The organism is Litchfieldia stipae, from assembly GCF_014837155.1.
Taxonomy (GTDB): domain Bacteria; phylum Bacillota; class Bacilli; order Bacillales; family Bacillaceae_L; genus Litchfieldia.
In genome coordinates, this window is sequence record NZ_JACYHA010000001.1 from 407,336 (window position 1) to 420,983 (window position 13,648).

Here is a 13,648-nt window from a genome sequence, read left to right on the forward strand (position 1 = left end):
GGAGTGAGAATTTTGGTTTCATTTGGATTTATTACAGTCCATCTTGGACAAGAAAATCTATACAGTACTGAGATTGCAAAGCGCGCAAAAAAATATGGGATTCAAGTTTATCGTTTTACTCCCACAAGTATTGAACCTACTACTGAACAAATTCAAGGTCAACGATTTGACCCTATCAATGAAACCTGGAAAAAAGAATCTTTCTCTCTTCCAAGGTTCTTATATGATCGCTGCTTTTATGGCAATGATGAGGCTTCAAAAAAAGCACAGCCAATCATGAATTGGTTAAAAAAGAATCCTAATACAACCTTTATCGGCCACGGTTTACCTGATAAGTGGAAAATCTATCATACGCTGAAACAAGATAAGGATCTAACCTTCTACCTACCAAAGACAACACTTGTGACCTCCGTTGAAAAAATCTTAAATGATTTAATGAAAGAAAAGAAATTACTCCTTAAGCCTGTTAGTGGTTCCATGGGCAAAGGAATTATTGGCTTATTTATAGAAAGCAATGGGATCAAGCTAGTGACACATCAACGCAAAAATCTAATCACAAAAACATTCATCCATAAACAATCCTTTTACGATTATCTAGAGGTACTCTTAAAGAAACAAACCTATTTATGCCAGCCTTATCTTCCAATTCAAGATAACAATCAACTTCCCTTCGATATTCGAATTCTTCTTCAAAAAGATAAAAATGGCAAATGGAATGAGCTAGGTCGTGGAATCAGAAAAGGGTCTAAGAACTTTTTGATTTCTAATATAGGAAGTGGTGGAGAGGTCATTTCCTTTGAAGAATGGTCAACACACTTATCTCCACACGATCTTTACCTGTTAAATGAAAATATCAATACCATTACCGCTAGGCTTCCACAGGTTCTTGAATCATCCTTCCATCGTTTGTTTGAACTCGGACTTGATCTCGGTCTAGCAAGTGATGGTTCAATGTGGATTCTTGATACAAATTCAAAGCCCGGTCGAAAAGTCATTGTCTCTACCTCACCTGATAAATTAGATGATATCTATAGCGCACCACTTAGATATTGCAACTACCTTTTGAAACAGTTTACTAAAACAAAAAGGAGCTAAAACGTGATGAACACTCTACCTCTTAATGTAATAAAAGGGTCTGAATCAATCATCTATCTACCTAAAGCTTTGAAACACTTAAAAAGAATCGAACAGCTATCTTTTGGAACCATTTCTTGTTCCTGTACAGTGAAAATAAGAGAAGATGAAGAACAAGTTCTTTCTATCTCAGAAGATCTATTTACTACATTAAAAATCCCTTATACAAGTACAACTTACTTAATCGAACACGAGGATACACTTTATCTTGGTCCACTCGTTGGAATTTTCACAGCAGGATTTACTGATTCAATGCTAAGACCGATAGGTGAGAGATCAATATTCTTTTCAAAGCTACTTTCTGCTGAGAAAGCCGTTGGGGCATTTGCCTTCGTATTTGGAGCACACCATATTGACTGGGACAATGGGTTAATTACTGGATTGTTTTACTTGAAAAACGGTTGGAAGAAGATCCAAGTCCCTTTCCCAAATGTAATTTATGATCGCTTACCTAACCGAAAAGTTGAAAATCACAGTGCCTTAAAAAAGGTCAAACATAAATTATCTAAGGAATACTTGATTCCTTGGTTTAACCCAGGCTTCTTCAACAAGTGGGAAATTCATAAATTGCTAGTAAATGACCAGACTGTTGCAAATTATTTACCAGAAACACATAAGAATCCAAGCTTCACCCTTATTGAAACCATGCTCGCACAATATCAACATGTCTATTTAAAGCCAGCAAATGGAAGCCTTGGACTCGGTGTATATCAAATCATTTATTCAAGGGAAGAAGAGTCTTATTATTGCCGATTTAAAGATGTAGAAACTCAAAAAAATCGACTTCAAAAATACTCCTCATTAGAAGCGCTGATTAATCACTTATTTAGAGATAAAGAACTGAAGAGTTATATTGTTCAGCAAGGAATTACACTTATCAGGAAGAATCACAAGACCATCGACTTCAGAGTTCATACGAATAAGAATAAGGACGGTCGTTGGCAACTAAGTGTGATTGCTGCAAAAATAGCTGGGAGAGGTAGTGTTACTACCCATATTAATAGTGGAGGGGTTGTGAAAACCTTAGATGAACTTTTTACAGATAAAGAAGAAGCTTTAGCCATATCCAGAAAACTAAAGGAAGCCTCCCTCTTATTAAGCAAAGCCATTGATTCAAAAATAGATGGTCCACTTGGTGAAATTGGGTTTGATTTAGGAATTGATAAGAATGGTGACATATGGGTATTTGAAGCGAATTCAAAGCCAGGACGCTCGATCTTCTCTCATCCTAAGTTACGAAACTATGATCTGCTAACTCGTAAATTATTCTTACAATATGCCATTCATCTAACAGAAACGATGATTAAGATGCCAGAGGAAATCCATCAATGATACCTCTATACTATGATCCCAATCATCAAACCTGGATTCATCAACAATCCAACCAACATCTTACTTGGGGGAAGAATAAGCAAGTCATTTCCTATTCAGGGGGCAATGTGAAAACAATGCTCCCTTTCCTTGTATCCTTTTCTCCAAATGGTCAATTAAGCCCAATCATAGGAATCCTGGCAGGAGAATCCAAAAAGAATTCAAGCTTTATTGGAAACCAACAGACATTTATACGATTACAAAAGGAATTAGCAAAGCGAGGCTGTATTTCCATTGTGTTCACGCCCTCTTCTCTTAAAAATGAGGAAATGAATGGTTTCTATTATTCAACAACATTAAAAAAATGGGTCAGAATCAAATCTCCTTTACCTAATATTGTCTATAATCGGATTCCTTACCGGAGAATGGAGCAGGAAAAACCATTTACTCTACTACTTACAAAGCTTAAGCAGCTAAATATTCCTTATTTTAACGCCTCATTTTTTTCAAAATATGAGGTTTATCAATCCTTACGTCAACATCCGATACTCACGTCTCACCTCCCAGATACAACACTTTATTCAACCACTAACCTCATTAGTATGCTAAATCAACACCAAAGCCTTTATCTAAAATTAGATAAGGGCTACAAAGGTAAAGGACTATATCGTATCACAAAACATGCCAAGCATTATTCCATACACAGTGTAAAAAATATTGAACAGTGCAATTCCTTAGTAGAACTCACGACATACATCGATTCAATTGTCGGTCTGGAACCTTTTTTATTACAAGAAGCAATTCAAACGGATACAATTGATTCTAGACGTTATGATATTCGTGTACTTGCTCATCAGGACTTAGATAACCAATTTATATTAAGTGGTATTGGAATACGAATGGCTGGACAGCAAAATGTGACAACACATGTCCCAAACGGTGGGTCGGTCCTAAATTATTCAATGATCGAGCATCAAATTAACGAAGATCTGCTTGCATTACTGATCAATTCAATCGGGCAACAGCTTACGGAAGACTTTCAACAATTCATTGGAGAATTTTCTGTTGATATTGGGAAAACAACGAAGGATGAGTATTATATTTTTGAAGTGAACTCCAAACCCATGGTTTTTGATGAGCCTAATATTAAAAGCGCTGGCTTAACAAATCTATCTGACTTACTTATCGCACAAGCGAACAAATTTTACCATTAATGAATTAGACCTTTCATCAAACACTAGAAAGGAATGGAGGGATATTCATGACTGACCATAAAAACAAAGAAAAAGAAGATCTTCAATACGAAGGAAGAGAAAAAGTATTATTAGATGTTGATCGTTTTATTGATGAAGGATTAGCTGGTGGGACTGTTCATCGCTATCATGGGGCAACAAACATCGAAGAAGCTCGAGATTTACCATACGAAGATCCACCCAATCAAGGATAAGGAAGAGACTAAAACTCGAGTCTCTCCTTATTTTTTTTGTTATACTATAGATAATGTTCATGCTTAGTATACGAATTATGGAGGAGCATTCATTTATGTTAGATAAATTAAAGACCCATTACAAAGACGCTCTTATGATTGGGTTCACCCCCCATTTAAAAGAGCAGTATTACTGGTATTTATCAGAAGATGGAACAACCTTTGGCATTGATAAAAAGAAGCTTACTGATGATCAGGCCTCTCTTTTATCAACACTTTTCAGACACATGGAAAATCAGTCAACTCCTATGAATGAAGAGCAAAAGGCTTGGTTTAACTATCTTTATAAACCACAACACCCATCATTAACCGTTAATAAGACGATTCAATCAGTCCGATTTATCCACTTCCAAACCAATAAACCAATCTCAGAACCCAATGAGTTTAGTGAAGCAATTCATGCGATGTTTCCTTATGATATGATTCTTCTTTGGGAAAATGATTCACAAGGGGTAATAATCGACACTCATATTGATCAAAAGGAAGAGTTTCCAATCAATTTTGAAGAAATGTCTGATACGATTACAACTGACTTTTATGTCACGATTCGTTTTTTTATTGGACAGGTTTACTCATTTCACAAAGAAATCCAAGCGGACTTTCATTGGGAGAAATTATGCTTCAATAAGTCTCTTCGATTTTTATCCAACAGAATCATATTCAAACTGCATGAAATTCTCCCATACATGATTCTTGAAGAAGTCGATCCAGCCTTGAAGAAGAAGCTAACTGATTCAATTCTACAGGAATTACAGCAGGACAAAGAGCTTCTCAGTACGGTAAAAGTCTTTTTAGAAAGTAACTTAAATGTTAGCCTCGCAGCTAAAAAACTATATATGCACCGCAATAGCTTACAATATCGTATCGACAAGTTTATCGAAAAAACAGGGGTGGATATAAAGCATTTTCAAGGGGCTATTACTACATACCTAGCAATTATTAATCATGAGCAATTTTTAGATTCGTAGACATGCACGAAAGCACTTTCATTTTTTTGTGCAACGTTTACATATACGTTTCTAGGCCATATGCGCTACACTATGTTTAGAAAGAAAACGATTTCAAAAACAAATCATAGGAGGCTTTTAAAATGGCTGAACTTAAATTACAAAATATTTATAAAATCTATGACAAAAACGTAACTGCTGTAACAGACTTTAACCTTCACATTCAAGATAAAGAATTTATCGTATTCGTTGGTCCATCTGGTTGTGGTAAATCTACAACTTTACGTATGATCGCTGGTTTAGAAGAAATTTCAAAAGGAGATTTCTACATTGACGATAAGCGTGTAAATGATGTTGCACCAAAAGATCGTGATATCGCGATGGTATTCCAGAACTACGCGTTATACCCACATATGAACGTATATGATAACATGGCATTTGGTCTTAAATTACGTAAATTCCCTAAAGCTGAAATTGAAGAGCGTGTAAGAAATGCAGCTAAGATTCTTGGTCTTGAAGAATACTTAGATCGTAAGCCAAAAGCATTATCTGGTGGTCAGCGTCAGCGTGTTGCACTTGGACGTGCTATCGTTCGTGATGCAAAAGTATTCTTAATGGATGAGCCATTATCAAACCTTGATGCTAAGCTTCGTGTAGCGATGCGTGCTGAAATCTCTAAGCTTCACCAACGTCTACAAACAACAACTATCTACGTAACACATGACCAAACAGAAGCTATGACAATGGCTACTCGTCTTGTTGTTATGAAAGATGGTATCATTCAACAGGTTGGAGCTCCGAAAGAAGTGTATGATAACCCAGAGAACGTATTCGTTGCTGGCTTCATCGGTTCACCTGCTATGAACTTCTTTACTGGTAAGTTAAAAGAAAACACATTTGATATCAATGGTGTATCAGTAGCTATTCCTGAAGGAAAAATGAAAGTATTACGTGATCGTGGATATGCGAACAAAGATGTAATCCTTGGAATTCGTCCTGAGGATATCCATGATGAGCCTGTATTCATTGATGCTTCTAAAAACACAACTGTTACTGCTAAAATTGAAGTAGCTGAGCTTATGGGTGCTGAAACAATGTTATATTCTCAAGTTGCAGGTCAAGAGTTCGTTGCTCGCGTTGATTCTCGTACAGATATCAAGCCTGGTCAAGAATTAGCATTAGCATTTGATATGAACAAAGTTCACTTCTTCGATGCTGAAACAGAAGAAAGAATTCGCTAATATACTAAGAGGGACTGTCTACAAGACAGTCCCTTTTGTTTTATTCTTGTATTAACTTAACCTCTTGAGAAGAGCAGTTGTTACAGTAAAACAAATGAGCACATTTATGTTCACTTAACGTTTGCTTTAGACCATCAATTTGCTTCATCCCATCGATTTCCATATAAGCACTATAATCATCAAAATAATCAATCACTCGACCACCATCATTCATCAACTGACCACAACTAGAACAATTGAAATGAGCCGTTTCAAAGCCATTGCAAAGAGGACAAATATACATAATGGCTACCATCCTTCTTATCTTAATTAGTACAATACTATTTTAAGACGTAGAGCAAACACTATGTATAAATGTTAATGGAATCATTTACCACTCTTTTTTTGAATAGTTCATCTTGATCCATGCCATAATATCAGTAAACAAAGCAGCAACCAATTAATCAAAAAAAATTTCTTTCAAAAAGATGAATAAAAAAAACAAAATTACACAATCTAATAAACGTAAAGCAATACATGACAGTGGGTTCGCCAAGTGGCAATGGATTTACTCCATCGTTGGTGCGATACCAGCAAACCCAACCAAAAAATTTTAGAGGAGCTGAAAAGAACATGGCAAACAACAACAGTGGAAACAGCAACCAATTACTAGTTCAAGGAGCTCAGCAAGCAATCGATCAAATGAAGTACGAAATTGCTTCAGAATTCGGTGTAAACTTAGGTGCAGATACTACTTCTCGTGCTAACGGTTCAGTTGGTGGAGAAATCACTAAGCGTCTAGTTTCTATGGCTCAACAATCTATGAGCGGTTTTAACGGACAATAATAAAATTTAATAAAATGGCTTAGGTCCCAAGGATAACTTGGGGCCTTTTTATTTTGTATCAGACATCCAGTGATTCCCATATAGTAATATATACACTTATAAGTAGAAAGGGGTCATATGTATGTTTGAATCAGTTGATTGGAAACTTATCACGTTTGTTACCTACACCCTCTTTCATGAATATGTCGTCCACATTCGATTCCCTCAGATTTATTATATGGAGCAACTAAAAAAGAAATAAAGTTCCTTAAATTGGCCCACTTACTTATTTCAATATAGGCAAAGATATAGATACAGTTCCATACCACTAAATAGATTGACCATTGAAATAAGTAAAGGAGTTTTCTAATGAATACTTTCTTAAAATCAATCCTTGATAAAACATGGGAATCAGTTGAACATACAACACAAGCCATCACTCAAAAAATCGAAGCCATGCTAAAGGAACCATCCTTCTCAATTGAAGAACTTGCGTCATTCGTTGCAGCACATGAATATACAAACTTTAATCAAAGATCACTACTTGGAATCACCTTTCATTTCTACGAACTAAAACTAAATGATCTAACTTTTTATTTAGAAACCAAAGGTGAATCAGGTTCATACATTCTAGAATTATTAATCACAAACAGCACAAATACATTAGTTCAATATTACTCTTATCAACACAAATCAAACCCAACCAAAGCCGTCAAGCTAACTGATCAAATTACACAAATGATGAAATAATGAGCGCGCAAAAAAGGAGCCATACGTATATGGCTCCTTTCGTTTCTTAACTCTCCTCAATAGGCTCGTTAATCTTCACTCCGACTTTTCGGATTCTTCGATTTTCTACTTCAAGTACCGTAATTTCAACATTCTCATATGCAAAATGCTCTCCAACTTTAGGAATACGCTCAAGTGATTCAGAAATCCAACCACCTAACGTATAGTACGACGTATCTGGTTCATTAATATCAACTAATTTAACGAAGTCATCAAGCGATAATTCAGCATTAAATTCATATGTGCTTTCATCAATTTGATTGATGTTCTTTACCTTTTCATCATGCTCATCCCAAATTTCCCCTACTATTTCTTCAAGGATGTCCTCTAACGTAATAAGACCTGATGTCCCACCAAATTCATCAATAACAATCGCCATATGCGTTTTCGCTTTTTGAAGCTCAGGTAATAACGTAGAAATTTTCATTGATCGAACAACAAAGAATGGATCACGAATTAAATCTCTTATCGAAATTTCCTTATTTTGAACAAGATTACTTAAGAATTCACGCTCTGATAGCACCCCAATAATATTATCAATATTATCTTCATAGACAGGAACTCTAGAATAACGTTCCTCTAAGAACATATCTCTAATTTCATCAATGGACTGTGATACCTCAACAGCCACCATATCAATTCTAGGAGTTAGAATTTCCCCCACTAATATATCATTAAAGTCCAAAGAACGATGGACTAGCTCTTTTTCTTGATTATCAATGACTCCCTCTTCTTCACTTAAATCAATCATCACTTTAAGTTCTTCTTCAGTTACAGATGGTGAGTCATCCTTTTGTTTAATAAGCTTTGATGCAGCTACTTTAAGTAGTACGAATAAGTACGTAACTGGTGCTAATACCTTCATCAGGAAAAACAAGATTCCTGAGATATTTAATGAGAATGCTTCTGCATTTTCCTTAGCAAATGACTTTGGTAAGATTTCTCCAAAGACCAAAATAAGAATTGTCATTACAAATGTACTAATCACAAGACCTGTATTTCCAGGTACAAGATCTCCTGCAACCTTTGCAGAGATAGACGCAGCAGCGATATTTACAATATTATTTCCGACTAATATCGTAGATAATGCCTTATCAAAGTTCTCTGTAATATACAGTGCCTTTTTACTCCCTCTTCTGTTTTCATCACTGTAATTTTTCAGTCTAATCCTGTTAACACTTGAAAAAGCAGTTTCTGTTGCAGAAAAGAATGCAGATAAAAAAATTAAAAAAACTAATAAAGAAATTGTACTCAGCGGCAAATCGCCCAAGAAAGTTCACACTCCTAATTTTTTGTTTACCTAAACCTTATTCTATAGAACTTTTATTTAAACATACTTTTTTCCTTCATTAATATCTGGAGAAAAATATGCTAATTCTATAATAGCAAATTAACGTCAATAATAAAATAAATAATATTACCACTTAAAAAGTGCCTAACACCAAAAGGTGCCAGGCACTATACAGGTACTCAAGATTCCAATAAATTATAACCAATGAAAAGCGTAAGAATAATCACTGAAGCAATGTTTAATGTGACCGAGAACATTTCCATCGTGAGTCCCCCTTATAAAGTTTTATCTATTATAAGGGTATCACCTATGACAATAATGTTTATTGAAAATCTATGGCTAAATTTTGTAGATTTTAATAACCTTTTGTGAACTCAGTCATCACTTCAACATTAGGCAATATCCGTTGCCTTTCCTTGCTGTAATTCATACATTTGATAGTACTTTCCACGTTGCTCCATGAGTTCATCATGGTTTCCTTTTTCGACAATTATGCCTCGATCAAGTACAAGGATTTGATCAGCATTCTTAATAGTCGATAAGCGATGAGCAATAATAAAGGTTGTTCTCCCCTTCTTCAGAACCTCTAATGCATTTTGAATGATCGCTTCGGTTTCTGTATCAATACTTGCCGTTGCTTCATCTAAGATCAGAATTGCTGGATCAAACGCCAAGGCACGAGCAAAGGATATAAGCTGGCGTTGACCAGAAGATAGTGTGCTTCCCTTCTCAATCACAGGTTCATCATATCCTTTTGGGAGACTTTTTAATAATTGGTATGCTCCAACATCATTCAATGCCTTCTCTACTGTTTCACGAGTGATGGATGGATCATCTAAGCTCACATTGCTTGCAATCGTTCCAGTGAAAAGGTAAGGGTCCTGTAAGACGATCCCCATATGTTTTCTAAGCACCTGTTTCGGAATATCATTAATGTTCATTCCATCAATTGTTATTTTCCCTTCTTTAATGTCATAGAAACGGAATAATAAATTCATGATAGAGCTCTTTCCAGAGCCAGTATGGCCAACTAAGGCAACCGTCTCTCCCTGCTTTGCTTCAAAATGAATATCCTTTAAGACATGCTCGCCTTCCTTATAGCCAAAGTAGACATGATCAAAGGAAACATTTCCTTGATAACGAGGAATTTCATCGGTGCTTACATCAACACCGTCTAAATCAATAAGCTCAAATACTCGTTCAGAAGCCACCAATGATTGCTCTAAAATTGCAAGCTGATTCACCATTCCAGTAATCGGTTGGAATAAACGATTTAAATAATCAACAAATGCGTATAGGACACCTAATGAAATCACACTATCAAGACCTAAAGAACCCCCACCAAAATACCAAATTAAAGCGACAAATGAGATGTTTCTCAGGACCCCCACTAGATTATGGGAGGTTAGAGCATTTAGATTCAGAAGTTTATTTTGATAAGCGAAATGCTCCTCATTTAGTGATTCAAATTCCTTCTTCGCTACCTTTTGTCGTCGAAACGCTTGAATGATGGACATCCCTTGGATTGATTCATTAATCATCCCATTAATATCACTTAATCTCGAACGAATTTTGTGATTATACTTGGACGCATACTTCCGATATATTTTGATCCATAGAAATAGAATCGGTACAATAACCATACAAATTAAGGCAAGAGTTGGATCTAATAAGAACAGGGCAACAAAGATTCCAGTCATATAGATAATTCCTGTGAAGAAATTCGCGAGCACTGTGACATATAAATCACGAATCGCTTCTGTATCATTTGTTACTCTTGACACAACCTTCCCAGCAGGTAGGTTATCAAAGTAATTAATCGGTAAACGTTGGATCTGAGCAAATACATCTTCTCTCATCTTCTGAATAATCCTGTTTGCAGATGTCTGTAAGAGATAGCGTTGTCCGAATGTGAAAATGGAAGATATAACAAGCAGCCCAAAATATAGGGCAATCAGCTTAATTAACATCGGAATTTCTGGTTTGTAAAATTGAAAGAGTTCATCAGTCGATAATTTTTCAACTTCATAGCTCATGGTTCTATCATTTCTTGAGATGGTCAGTACGTTATTCTCAACGACTCTTTCTCCATCAAATTCTATCTGTTCATCTGCAAAGTAATAGGAACGTCCCACCTGTAGGACTCTTGCTTCATTTAGCTTTTCTTCATTGTTAGCCAATCGGTCTTCCCGCTTATACCATTGACCATTAAATGAAACTGCGTCTTTGCTCTCATTTGTTTCATACCATACATTTTCAATCCCAAGAATATGATCATCAATCATTGTCTTAGCTATAAACGGGCCAGTTAATTCAGTTGCGACCGCAATCGTGAGCATAATAAGTGCAAGGATAATCGTTTTCTTAAACAGAAGGGCGTAGTTAAATAGTCGTTTTCCTACTTTCATGCTGACACCCCACTTTCTTGCTTTTGTGCAATTTGTTGTCTGTCGAATTGTTCTTTGTACCAACCATTCATCGCAAGGAGTTCTTCATGAGTCCCTTCCTCAATAACTTTGCCTTCATCAAGAACAAGAATCCAATCAGCATGCTCAATCGCTGATAAACGATGTGTTGTGATAATCGTGGTCTTATCAGATCGTTCTCTACGAATATTCTCAATAATAGCTGATTCCGTTTTTGCATCAACAGCTGAAAGTGAGTCATCTAGGATTAAGATTTCCGGGTTGACCGCTAATGCTCTAGCAATAGAAATCCGTTGCTTTTGACCGCCTGATAATGACACCCCTTTTTCTCCCACTAAAGTATTTAACCCATCAGAGAGCATCGTTAAATCCTTCGTAAAGGCAGCTAATTCAATTGCTTTTTGGAGCTCCTCTTCTGTTGCATCCTTTTTCCCAAATAAGATATTCTCTCTTACTGTTCTTGAGAATAAGATATGATCCTGTGGGACATAGCCTACCCAGCCTTGAATTTCTTCAATGTCGATTCGTTCGATTGGGATATTAGAGATGGTAATTTCTCCTTCTCCTAATGGATATTCCCTTAATAGTTGTTTAACAAGAGTTGTTTTTCCACTACCGGTTTTACCAACCACCCCAAGTGTTTGACCTCTTTCAAGTGAGAATGAGACATCCTTTAAATTGATCACAGATGATGTTGGATATTTGAATGTCACATCCTTGAATTGAATGCCATTTGGTTTACCAACAGGGATAAGTTCATGATGATTTTTCACATCTGCTTCATATGAAAGAGTTTCAGTAACACGGTCTAATGAGGCATTACCTCGTTGCATAATATTAATGAGTTCACCGATAGCAAACATTGGCCAAATCATCATTCCTAAATACACATTAAATGATACTAGCTCACCTAATGTGATCGTGTTATGGAATACTAGATATGCTCCGTATCCAAGTCCAATCAGATAACTAATTCCAACCAAGATCTTCATTGTTGGTTCGAATAGAGCATCAATTTTGGCAACCTTTACGTTTTTTTCATATACATCTTCGGTTAATTTATGAAAACGTGATTGGTCTGCCTGCTCTTGGACATAGGCTCTGATTACACGAACTCCTGCAATAGACTCTAATACTTGATCATTCATATCTCCAAAGGAATCTTGTGCCTCCATGAAACGTTGATGAATCTTCTTTCCATAAATTTGCATCACAATTGCCATAATTGGTAACGGAATTAACGCAGCAAATGTCAATGGCCAACTGATTAGAAATCCCATTGTAAGTAAGATCGTTAACATAAATACACTTGAATCAATTAATGTTAGTATTCCAAATCCAGCCGTTTGTGAGATTGCTTTTAAATCATTTGTCGCACGGGCCATAAGATCACCCGTCCGGTTTTTCTCATAAAATGGTGGTGTCATCTTTAATAAATGCTTCATGAATCGACCACGCATAATTCGTTCTACCAGAAATGCACCGCCGAACAGCTTATACATCCATACATAGGTGATTCCATAAATGACAACTGCCAAGCAGGTTAAGAACACTATATACTGAAGCAACTTCTCCTTTGATAAGCTTCCCGCTTGAATTTCATCAATCGCAACCCCAATTAGCTTTGGTGGGATAATCTCTAAGATCCCAACCAGAATTAATAAGATTATCGCAACCGTATATCTCTTCCAATATTGTTTAAAAAACCACCCTAATTTTACTAATACTGATAACATTGTTGTTTTTCCTCCTCATTATCCATCGGCAACTAACCACCTTCAAGATCTCCTGTATACATCATTCCAATTCCTACAACAACACTCATAAAAGTTCCTCCTCATGTTTTTAAATTATATAAACACTCCATTCCTATGAATGGTAGGTTTAACCATAAATAAGAGGCATACGCTTCTAGTGCGATATGCCTCACAATCAGAAATACATCCTTACACAGGAATGAATTTCTCACATAATAAAAGCACACATCACGACACCCGTGACCTGTGCTACTTTTGAATTAGTTCGTAGATCATCCTAAAAGAATGATTTATTGCTCAATCAAAGGTAGGGTCACATTGGTTTTATGTAATTGATGTTGACGTACATCGATTAATCTTCTCATGTTAATACCCTCCTTTTCCATTTTAATGTAGTGTTTCCTTTGTTAGGATATCACCAGTGTCATAATTTTGTCAATTATTACTTTTTCCAAAAAATTC

General features: G+C 36.0%; 12 protein-coding genes. 8 read left to right on the forward strand and 4 right to left on the reverse strand.

Annotated features, from left to right (window positions below; genetic code table 11):
• Positions 1–12: 12 nt before the first annotated feature.
• The 6 genes from F7888_RS01965 (at position 13) to F7888_RS01990 (ending at position 6,119) form a co-directional block, all read left to right on the forward strand.
• Positions 13–1,095 (forward strand): YheC/YheD family endospore coat-associated protein, encoded by a 1,083-nt coding sequence (locus F7888_RS01965; RefSeq protein ID WP_191776694.1) that lies wholly within the window; start codon positions 13–15, stop codon positions 1,093–1,095.
• A 6-nt stretch (positions 1,096–1,101) separates the two neighbouring features.
• The gene (locus F7888_RS01970; RefSeq protein ID WP_191776696.1) at positions 1,102–2,466 is read left to right on the forward strand and encodes a YheC/YheD family endospore coat-associated protein; all 1,365 of its coding nucleotides are present in this window, start codon (positions 1,102–1,104) and stop codon (positions 2,464–2,466) included.
• Complete coding sequence (locus tag F7888_RS01975; RefSeq protein WP_191776698.1) at positions 2,463–3,659, forward strand: YheC/YheD family endospore coat-associated protein; 1,197 nt, start codon at positions 2,463–2,465, stop codon at positions 3,657–3,659. Before F7888_RS01970 ends, F7888_RS01975 begins: the two co-directional genes overlap by 4 nt.
• 47 nt (positions 3,660–3,706) lie before the next feature.
• A complete protein-coding gene (locus F7888_RS01980) occupies positions 3,707–3,892 on the forward strand; it encodes a hypothetical protein (RefSeq protein WP_191776700.1) in 186 nt (61 codons plus the stop codon).
• A 95-nt stretch (positions 3,893–3,987) separates the two neighbouring features.
• Positions 3,988–4,899, forward strand: a complete 912-nt coding sequence (locus tag F7888_RS01985; RefSeq protein WP_191776702.1) for a PucR family transcriptional regulator — start codon at positions 3,988–3,990, stop codon at positions 4,897–4,899.
• A gap of 122 nt (positions 4,900–5,021) precedes the next feature.
• Complete coding sequence (locus F7888_RS01990) at positions 5,022–6,119, forward strand: ABC transporter ATP-binding protein (protein ID WP_191776703.1); 1,098 nt, start codon at positions 5,022–5,024, stop codon at positions 6,117–6,119.
• Positions 6,120–6,159: 40 nt separating this feature from the next.
• On the opposite strand, the gene F7888_RS01995 is transcribed toward F7888_RS01990, so the two are convergent.
• Positions 6,160–6,402, reverse strand: coding sequence for a hypothetical protein (locus F7888_RS01995; RefSeq protein WP_191776704.1), 243 nt, complete (start codon positions 6,400–6,402; stop codon positions 6,160–6,162).
• Positions 6,403–6,731: 329 nt separating this feature from the next.
• On the opposite strand from F7888_RS01995, the gene F7888_RS02000 reads away from it, so the two are divergent.
• Positions 6,732–6,944, forward strand: a complete 213-nt coding sequence (locus F7888_RS02000) for an alpha/beta-type small acid-soluble spore protein (protein WP_078549022.1) — start codon at positions 6,732–6,734, stop codon at positions 6,942–6,944.
• A gap of 348 nt (positions 6,945–7,292) precedes the next feature.
• Entirely contained in the window at positions 7,293–7,673 is a 381-nt protein-coding gene (locus tag F7888_RS02005) for a hypothetical protein (RefSeq protein WP_191776705.1), read from the forward strand.
• Between the two features lie 46 nt (positions 7,674–7,719).
• Here the strand turns inward: F7888_RS02005 and F7888_RS02010 are convergent, their stop codons facing one another.
• The 3 genes from F7888_RS02010 to F7888_RS02020 all read right to left on the reverse strand — a co-directional run bounded on the left by F7888_RS02010 (position 7,720) and on the right by F7888_RS02020 (position 13,165).
• The gene (locus tag F7888_RS02010) at positions 7,720–8,982 is read right to left on the reverse strand and encodes a hemolysin family protein (protein ID WP_191776706.1); all 1,263 of its coding nucleotides are present in this window, start codon (positions 8,980–8,982) and stop codon (positions 7,720–7,722) included.
• 413 nt (positions 8,983–9,395) lie between these two features.
• Positions 9,396–11,411 (reverse strand): ABC transporter ATP-binding protein, encoded by a 2,016-nt coding sequence (locus F7888_RS02015; RefSeq protein WP_191776707.1) that lies wholly within the window; start codon positions 11,409–11,411, stop codon positions 9,396–9,398.
• Positions 11,408–13,165 (reverse strand): ABC transporter ATP-binding protein, encoded by a 1,758-nt coding sequence (locus F7888_RS02020; RefSeq protein ID WP_191776708.1) that lies wholly within the window; start codon positions 13,163–13,165, stop codon positions 11,408–11,410. Before F7888_RS02020 ends, F7888_RS02015 begins: the two co-directional genes overlap by 4 nt.
• Positions 13,166–13,648 lie beyond the last annotated feature (483 nt).